This is a genomic window from Gluconacetobacter sp., from assembly GCF_047721585.1.
Taxonomy (GTDB): domain Bacteria; phylum Pseudomonadota; class Alphaproteobacteria; order Acetobacterales; family Acetobacteraceae; genus Gluconacetobacter; species Gluconacetobacter dulcium.
In genome coordinates this window covers 1-2,108 of sequence record NZ_JBDNXE010000250.1, presented here as the reverse complement: position 1 = coordinate 2,108, position 2,108 = coordinate 1, and the positions used below count along the sequence as shown (strand labels likewise).

Genomic DNA, 2,108 nt, shown 5'->3' with positions numbered 1-2,108 from the left:
CCGACCGGGGGGAACCCCACCCGCCGTCAACCGTAAAAGATGGAATATCATCACGTTAAGGCCGGTTTCCCGCTTCCGGCTCTCCACCCGCCCGCCACGGCCCAGCACGGAGATCCCTTCTTGACCCCACAGCCCGGCACACCCCCTCGCCCCTCCCCGCTCCGCAGAACCCTGGCCATCCTGGCCGGCGTGTTCGCGCTGACCATCATCCTGCTGATCGCGCTGTGGAACTGGGACTGGTTCGTACCCATGCTCAACCGCCGGGCCTCGGCGTCCCTGCATCGTCCGGTCACGGTCGCCCACCTGCATGTCCGCCTCGGCTGGACGACCACGATCACGCTGGACGATCTGCATATCGCCCAGCCCGAAGGCTTCACGGCGGAGAAGGAAGAATTCGCCAGCGCAAAATCCCTGACCATCGCGATCAAGCCATGGCCCTCTCTCGTCGGCCACGGCCTCACGCTCCCGCTGGTCGCTCTCGACAGCCCACGCGGCGACATCGTGGCCCTGAAGGACGGCCGCAACAACTACACCTTCACGGCAGACGGCAAGCCGGCCCCGGACGACGGATCGCCCACCACCCTGCCCGATATCGGCGAACTGCGCATCACCGACGGCGATATCCGTATCGCGCTGGCGCGGCTGCGCAGCGATTTCCGCCTGGCGGTCCACACCACGCCCCCGGCGGAGGGCAAACCGGGCACCATCGTCGCCGATGCCAAGGGCCGCTACGCCGCCCAGCCGATCACCGGCCATTTCGTCGGCGGCGCGCTCCTGACGCTGGCCAATGCGCAGAACCCCTACCCGGTCGATCTATCCATCGCCAACGGCCCCACATCGGTCACCCTGCGCGGCACGGTCGACGACCCGCTCCATTTCGCCGGGGCGCAGCTCAACCTCAAGCTCGCCGGCCCGGACATGTCGCTGCTCTACCCGCTGATCGGCATCCCCATCCCGCAGACGCCGCGTTATTCCATCGCGGGAAAACTCGACTACACAGAAGCAAAGATCCGCTTCACCGGTTTCGACGGCCACCTTGGCGGCTCGGATATCGGCGGCGACATCATCGTCGATCCGCACCGCAAGGTCCCGTTCGTCGAGGCCACCCTGCGCTCCCACCGGGTGGACCTGGCCGACCTCGCCGGCTTCGTCGGCGCCGAACCGGGCCACGACACGACCGCCGATACGGCCGACACCAACGTCCTGCCCGACCAGCGCATCAATGTGCCCAAGCTGAACGCCGTCAACGCCCATATCGTGTATCATGGCGATCATATCGATAACAAACGCATCCCGCTGGACAATATCGACGTCGACGCCACGGTCCAGGACGGCGCGATCAACGTCCGCAAGCTGAACTTCGCCGTCGGCACCGGCACCCTCGCCTCCACCGCCACCCTCAACCCCGCCGCGAACAACGATTTCAGCACGCGCTTCAAGCTGGATGTCTCGCGCGTCCCCGTGGCACGTCTGATGAAGGGCGCCGGCTCCCTCGAAGGCCAGGGCACCATCGGCGGCCATGTCACACTGTCCTCCACCGGCCATTCGGTCGCCAACCTGGTCGCCAACGGCACAGGCGGCATCACGCTCGTGCTCGATCAGGGCGGTCACCTGTCCGCCATCCTGCCGGACCTGCTGGGGCTGCAACTGGGCAACGCCCTCCTCTCGGCGCTGGGCCTCCCCGACCGGACGCCGCTCCGATGCTTCATCGCCGACATGCCGCTCAAGGACGGCATCCTGTCCACAAACGCCTTCCTGCTCCAGACCGGCGACACCCGCACGACAGGCGACGGCACGATAAACTTCCGCACCAACACGCTGAATTACGCCATCACCACCCGCGCCATCCACTTCACCATCGCCTCGTTCCCCGGCGCGGTCCACATCACCGGCCCGCTACGCAGCCCGACCATCCTGCCGGGCGCGGAAATCGCCGGCCGCCTGGCCGCGACGGGCGCGCTGGCGGCGGTATTCCCCCCCGCCGCCATCATCCCCACCATCCAGTTCGGCGTCGGCAAGGGCTCGGCCTGCGAACAGGCGGGCGAACAGGCCAACGCCAACCCCGCCGCCGGCATCGCGCCCGGCGCCACCACCGGCCCCCACCCCTC

1 protein-coding gene is annotated in these 2,108 nt (G+C 67.8%); it reads left to right on the top strand.

From position 1 onward, the window contains the following. Positions 1-120: 120 nt before the first annotated feature. Positions 121-2,108, top strand: a 1,988-nt coding sequence (locus ABF821_RS20895) for an AsmA family protein (protein ID WP_415531459.1), incomplete at its 3' end; no start/stop codon positions are given.